This window comes from Streptomyces phytophilus, assembly GCF_013870535.1.
In the GTDB taxonomy this organism is placed as follows: Bacteria; Actinomycetota; Actinomycetes; order Streptomycetales; family Streptomycetaceae; genus Streptomyces; species Streptomyces phytophilus.
Genome location: NZ_JACBXC010000262.1, coordinates 1 through 6,164, shown reverse-complemented (window position 1 = coordinate 6,164; position 6,164 = coordinate 1). Strand labels below are relative to the sequence as shown.

The window sequence follows — 6,164 nt, the reverse complement described above, 5'->3', positions numbered from 1 at the left end:
CGGCGAGACGCTCGTCGGCATGCGGGCGCCCGACGGCGGCCGGGTCGAGGTGCGCGGCGCCGCCGTCCGCACCGGCAGCGTGCCGCACGCGCTGGAGGCCGGCATCGGCTACGTACCGGAGGACCGGCACGAACAGGGCCTGGTGCCCGGCCGCAGCGTCGCGGAGAACGCCACGCTCACCGTCGCCGACCAACTGGGCCCGTACGGCACCGTGCTGCCCTCGCGCACCCGCCGGTTCGCGCAGCGCATGATCGAGTCGCTGGACATCAAGACGTCCGGGCCCGCCCAGGACGTCGACGGGCTGTCCGGCGGCAACCAGCAGAAGGTGGTGATCGCCCGCGCGCTCGCCCGGGACCCCGGCGTGCTGGTGGCGATCAAACCGACCGCGGGTGTGGACGTGAAGTCCAAGGACGCCCTGCTCGGCGTGGTCCGGCGGGTGGCGGAGGGCGGCAGCGGCGCCGTCATCGTCTCCGACGAACTCGACGACCTGCGGGTCTGCGACCGCGTGCTCGCGCTCTTCCACGGGCGGGTGGTCGCGGAGTTCGCGGGCGGCTGGAGCGACCGGGAGCTGGTCGCCGCCATGGAGGGCATCGAGCCGGGACACCGCGAACCGCAGCAGGGCGACCAGCAACCTCGGCCGGCCGACCCGGACACGTCGGCCCGGCCGGACCAGCCGGACCAACCAGACCAGCCGGACGAGCCCGATCAGCAGGACCAGCCGGAGAAGGGGCAGCAAGCATGACACGGCCTACGTCGACAGCGCCGCCGGCCACCGCGGCCGAGGGCGGAGCGGCGGTGGAGAAGAAGCCGCAGTTGCAGCTGGGCGGGGTGGAGATCGACCTCGGCCGCTGGCGCGACTTCTCGCTCGTACCCGTCATCTTCGTGCTCGGCGTGATCGGCTTCATCGTCTCGCCCGCGTTCCTGACCTCCGACAACCTCATCGGAGTCGTCCAGCAGTCCACCGAACTCGGGCTGCTCGTCCTCGCGCAGGCCCTCATCCTCATCAGCGGTCGGATGGACCTGTCGCTGGAGTCGACGATCGGCGTCGCGCCGGTGATCGCGCTCTGGCTCGTCCTGCCCGCCGAGGGCGGCCGGTTCACCGGCATCGAGCTGCTGCCGTCCGGCACGTCGATCTTCCTGTGCCTCCTCGTCGGCGCCGTCATCGGCCTGTTCAACGGCTTCCTCATCCTCAAGCTCAGAGTCAACGGCTTCATCGCCACGCTCGGCATGCTGGTCATGCTGCGCGGCCTGCACGAGGGCATCACCGGCGGCAAGTCCATCATCGAGGTGCCCGAGTCCTTCGCCTACCTCGGCAAGGAGAGCTGGCTCGGCGTCCCCGCCGCCGTCTACGTCTGCCTCGGCCTGTACGCCGTCGGCGGCCTGATGCTCGGCTACCTGCGGCACGGGCGCGCGCTGTACGCCATCGGCGGCAACCCCGAGGCCGCGCGCGCCGCGGGCATCCGCGTGGACCGCATCACCTGGATCGTCCTGGCCATCGGCGGCATGCTCGCGGCCTTCGCCGGCGTGCTCTACACCGGCCACTACGGCTCGGTCTCCGCCGGCCAGGGCAAGGACATGATCTTCCAGGTGTTCGCCGCGGCGGTCATCGGCGGCATCAGCCTGCGCGGCGGCCGCGGCACCCTCTTCGGGGCGCTGACCGGCGTGCTGACGCTTCAACTCGTCATCAACGTGATGACGCTCGCGGGCGTGCCGGCGGAGTGGACGAAGTTCCTCAACGGGGCGATCATCATCGTGGCCCTGGTCATTTCCCGGTTCGTCAGCGGCGAGAAACAGGACTGAGAGGCGGCGGATGCCCCCCATACCCAGGCTCGGCCTCGGCTGCGCCAACCTCGGCAACCTCTACCGGCCGATGCCGGACGCCACGGCGGCCGAGATCGTCGAGACCGCGTTCGCGCACGGCTACGGCTACTTCGACACCGCCCCGCACTACGGCGTGGGGCTGTCGGAGGAGCGCCTCGGCCGCGCGCTCGCGGGCCGGCCGCGGGACTCGTACACCGTGTCCACCAAGGTCGGCCGGCGGCTGCGGCCTCTCGGTCCGGGCGAGACGGAGCCCGCCCACGACTTCGTCGACACCCCGGCCCGCGGCCGGGTGTGGGACCTGAGCAGGGACGGGATCCGCGCGACGCTGGAGTCGTCGCTGGCGCGGCTGGGGCTCGACCGCGTCGAGATCGCCTACCTGCACGACGTGGAGGACCACCTGCCCGAGGTGTACGAGACCGCCTTCGCCGCGCTCGCGGAGCTGAAGGCGGAGAAGGTCGTCGGCGCCATCGGCTTCGGCATGAACTTCAGCGACCACCTGGGCCGGCTCGTCGCCGACCTCGACGTCGACGTGGTGCTGTGCGCCGGCCGCTGGACGCTGCTGGAGCGCAGCGCGTACGACGACCTGCTGCCCGTGTGCGCACGGCGCGGCACCTCCGTCGTCGTGGGCGGCGTCTACAACACCGGGCTGCTCGCCGACCCGCGGCCCGGCGCGCGGTTCCACTACGGCCGGGCGCCGGCCGAGACGGTGGCGCGGGCGCGCGGGATCGCCCAGGTGTGCGGCGAGTTCGGGGTGCCGCTGAAGGCGGCGGCGCTGCGCTACCCGTTCGCGCACCCGGCGGTCGTGTCCGTCGTGCCGGGCGCCTCCCGGCCGGGGGACGTCAAGGAGAACGCGGAGATGGCCGCGTACGACATCCCCGACGCGCTCTGGCCCGCGCTCGTCGAACTCGGGCTCCTCGACGGCGACCTGCCGCTGCCGGCGTCCGCGACCGAGTCCGCGGGAGGCTGAGCGTGCCGCGCATCGACGCCCACCACCACCTGTGGGACATCACCCGCCGCCCCCAGCCGTGGATGGACGGCTCCTGGGCCGACCCGCTGCGGCGCACGTTCACCCTGGCCGACCTCGCGCCGCACCTCGCGGAGCACCGCATCGACGGCACGGTGCTGGTGCAGACCTCGTCGTCGTACGAGGAGACGCTGGAGCTGTGCGAGGAGCCGGACCCGCCGGTGCACCTGGTCTGCGGCTGGCTGGACCTGACCGCCTCCGCACTGGACGCGGCCGCCCTCCGCCGTACGCCCGCGCGGCTCGGGGCGCTGCGCCACCAGGCCGAGGGGGAGCCGGACCCGCGGTGGCTGGTCCGCCCGGACGTGCTGCGGGCGCTGGGGCTCGCGGGGGAGTGCGGTCTCGTGTACGACCTGCTGGTGACGCCGCGCGAGTTGCCGGCGGCGATCGCCGCGGCCCGCGCGGTGCCGCACACCCGGTTCGTACTCGACCACGCGGGCAAGCCGCAGATCGCGGCGGGGGAGTGGCAGCCGTGGGCGGACCTGGTCGCGGAGCTGGCGCGGCTGCCCAACGTGAGCTGCAAGCTGTCCGGGCTGGTCACGCAGGCCGACTGGGAGCACTGGCGGCCGGCGGACGTGCTGCCGTACGCGCGGCACGTGATCGACGTGTTCGGGCCCGGCCGGATCCTCTTCGGCTCGGACTGGCCGGTGTGCACGCTGGCGGCCGGCTACGGACAGGTGGTCGAGCTGGCCGAGGAGGCGGTGGCGGATCTGACGGCGGCGGAGCGGGAGGCGTTCTTCGGCGGCAACGCCCGCCGGATCTACCTCCCGGACTGACCCGGGTGCCGGGCGCGTCGCCGCGCCCGGCACCCGCGCTTCCCCGGTGTCCCCGGTGTCACAGCGTCCGGCGCAGCCACTGCTCCACGCTCGCGATGTGCACCGTCGCCCACGACCGCGCCGCCTCGGCGTCCCGGCTGCGCATCGCGTCGAGGATCGCCCGGTGCTCGGTGAGCGTGCGCCGTACCGCGTCCTCCTGCGTCAGGCCGCGCCAGATGCGGGCGCGGGCCGTCGGCCCCGACAGCCCCTCCAGCAGCGAGCTGAGCACGGAGTTCCCCGACGCCTGCACGATGCGGCGGTGGAACTCCAGGTCGGCGCGGACCAGTTCCTCCACCGACGGGTCCTGGCCCAGCTCCGCCAGCTCCGCCTCCAGCGCGTCCAGCTCCGGCTCCCCGATGCCGGTGCAGGCCAGCGCGGTGGCGGCGGGCTCCAGGATGCGGCGTACGGCGAGCAGCTCAAGCACCGTGTCGTCGCGGTGGAAGTCGACGACGAAGCTCATCGCCTCCAGCAGGAGCTGGGAGTCCAGGCTCGTGACGTACGTGCCGTCGCCCTGCCGGACGTCGAGGATGCGGATCAGCGCGAGGGCGCGCACCGCCTCGCGCAGCGAGTTGCGGGACAGGCCGAGCTCGGCCGCCAGCTCGCTCTCCTTGGGCAGCCGGTCGCCCGGCCGCAGCTTGCCGGAGACGATCATTCCCTTGATCTTCTCGATCGCCTCGTCCGTGACCGCCATCTCGCGCCCTCCCTGACACAGACATCCGATGTCTGCGCGCTTCCATTATGCCTGCGTACGAAGCGAGTGGAGCGGGGGAGGGCTGCGAATCCCGCGGGGAGCGGAAACGGGGGAGGGGAGAGGCGCCCCCGCGAGTGCCTCTCCCCCCGGACTTCCGGCCCGGCGCGGGGCTCAGTCCCGCTCGCGCGCGAGCAGCTCCCGCACCCTGGCCCGTACGTCGGCGGTGTCCAGCCCGCGGATCGTCACCGTCGTACGGCGGCGCAGCACGTCGTCCTCCGTCTCGGCCCACTCGTGATCGCGGGCGTAGACGACCTGGGCCCAGATCTCGGGCCCGTCGGGGTGGATGCGCTCGCCCAGGTCGGGGTTCTCGTTGACCAGGCGGGCGATGTCGAACGACAGCGAGCCGTAGTGCGTGGCCAGCTGGCGGGCGGTGTCGGGGGCCATGCGGTGCCCCGGGTCGCGGTCGACGAGGAGCCGGTGCGCGACCGCGTCGGGGTTCGCCACGCCCGGCAGCGGAGTGTGCCGTACCAGGGACTTCACCGGCTGCATGTCCTCGGCGATCGCGCCGCCGTGCTCCTTGGCGAGCTTGCCGAGCACCATCCGGCCGATGTGCCGGTACGTCGTCCACTTGCCGCCCGCCACCGACAGCATTCCGCCGGTGCCCTCGCTGACGACGGTCTCCCGCTTGGCCTGCTCCGTGCCGCCGGGGCCGCCCGGCAGCACCCGCAGCCCGGCGAAGGCGTACGTCACGAGGTCGGGCGACAAATCCTCGTCGCGCACCGACAGCGCGGCCTCGTCGAGGATCTGCGCGACGTCGGCGTCGGTCGGGTGCACGGCGGCGGGATCGCCCTCGTACGGCTCGTCCGTGGTGCCCAGCAGCAGCTGGTCCTCCCACGGCAGCGCGAAGGTGACCCGGTACTTGTCCACCCACGTCGACATCGCCGCGTACCACGGCGACTGCCGCTTGAGCACGATGTGCGCGCCCTTGGAGAGCCGGATGGAGGGCGCCGCGGCCGGGTTCTCCAGGCGCCGCAGGTGGTCCACCCACGGCCCGGTCGCGTTGAGGACGAGCCGGGCGTCGACGCCGAACTCGGCGCCGCCGAGACGGTCCCGCAGGTCCGCCCCCGTCACCTGGCCGTGGGTGAACCGCAGCCCGGTGACCTCCGCGTGGTTGAGGACGACGGCGCCGGCCCCGACCGCGGCCCGTACCGTCATCACCGCCATCCGCGAGTCGTTCATCTGGTGGTCGCCGAAGACCGCGACCGCCTTCAGCCCCTCGGTGCGCAGCGCGGGGATGTCCCGGGCCGCCCGGCCCGGGGTGATGAGGTGCCCGACGCCGTCGCGGAACGCGGACAGCGCGGAGTAGGCGAAGACGCCGGCGCCGAGCTTGGCGGCGCCGTGCGGGCCGCCCTTGTAGAGCGGCAGGTAGAAGGGGAGCGGGTTGACCAGGTGCGGCGCTACGTCGCGGGCCAGCACCCGGCGCTCGTGGTGGTTCTCGGCCACCAGCTTCACCGCGCCGTTCTGCAGGTAGCGGATGCCGCCGTGGACGAGCTTGGAGGACGCGGACGAGGTGGCGCCGGCGAAGTCGCCGGCGTCCACCATCGCCACCCGCAGTCCCGACTGCGCGGCGTGCCAGGCCACCGAGGTGCCCAGGATCCCGCCGCCGATGACCAGGAGGTCGTACGTCGCCCGGTCGAGCAGGTCCCGGGTCTCGGCGCGGCCCAGGGTGCGGCCCGCCGTCGGGTGCGTCCCGAGCGCGGGTATCCCCGCCGGGACGGTCTGCGGGAGGGTCATCGTCGCTACTCCTTGTCTTCCA

6 protein-coding genes are annotated in these 6,164 nt (G+C 73.4%); 4 read left to right on the top strand and 2 right to left on the bottom strand.

The features are described from left to right. The 4 genes from H5J30_RS14215 to H5J30_RS14200 all read left to right on the top strand — a co-directional run. A partial coding sequence (locus tag H5J30_RS14215) for an ATP-binding cassette domain-containing protein (RefSeq protein ID WP_181787801.1) occupies positions 1-742 on the top strand: 742 nt, incomplete at its 5' end. Beyond that, positions 739-1,800, top strand: coding sequence for an ABC transporter permease (locus H5J30_RS14210; RefSeq protein WP_220188898.1), 1,062 nt, complete (start codon positions 739-741; stop codon positions 1,798-1,800). The genes H5J30_RS14215 and H5J30_RS14210, both read left to right, overlap by 4 nt. Positions 1,801-1,810: 10 nt before the next feature. Then, positions 1,811-2,788, top strand: a complete 978-nt coding sequence (locus tag H5J30_RS14205; RefSeq protein ID WP_181787800.1) for an aldo/keto reductase — start codon at positions 1,811-1,813, stop codon at positions 2,786-2,788. Positions 2,789-2,790: 2 nt separating this feature from the next. Continuing rightward, a complete protein-coding gene (locus tag H5J30_RS14200; protein ID WP_181787799.1) occupies positions 2,791-3,618 on the top strand; it encodes an amidohydrolase family protein in 828 nt (275 codons plus the stop codon). A gap of 58 nt (positions 3,619-3,676) precedes the next feature. On the opposite strand, the gene H5J30_RS14195 is transcribed toward H5J30_RS14200, so the two are convergent. Both H5J30_RS14195 and H5J30_RS14190 read right to left on the bottom strand, forming a co-directional pair. Then, positions 3,677-4,348: a FadR/GntR family transcriptional regulator gene (locus tag H5J30_RS14195; RefSeq protein ID WP_181787798.1), complete on the bottom strand. Its 672-nt coding sequence runs from the start codon at positions 4,346-4,348 to the stop codon at positions 3,677-3,679. Between the two features lie 171 nt (positions 4,349-4,519). After that, entirely contained in the window at positions 4,520-6,142 is a 1,623-nt protein-coding gene (locus tag H5J30_RS14190; RefSeq protein WP_181787797.1) for a glycerol-3-phosphate dehydrogenase/oxidase, read from the bottom strand. Positions 6,143-6,164 lie beyond the last annotated feature (22 nt).

Coding starts and splice junctions, on each gene's coding strand:
- H5J30_RS14210 (WP_220188898.1), top strand. CDS start 739: ATGACACGGCCTACGTCGACAGCGCCGCCGGCCACCGCGGCCGAGGGC.
- H5J30_RS14205 (WP_181787800.1), top strand. CDS start 1,811: ATGCCCCCCATACCCAGGCTCGGCCTCGGCTGCGCCAACCTCGGCAAC.
- H5J30_RS14195 (WP_181787798.1), bottom strand. CDS start 4,348: ATGGCGGTCACGGACGAGGCGATCGAGAAGATCAAGGGAATGATCGTC.
- H5J30_RS14190 (WP_181787797.1), bottom strand. CDS start 6,142: ATGACCCTCCCGCAGACCGTCCCGGCGGGGATACCCGCGCTCGGGACG.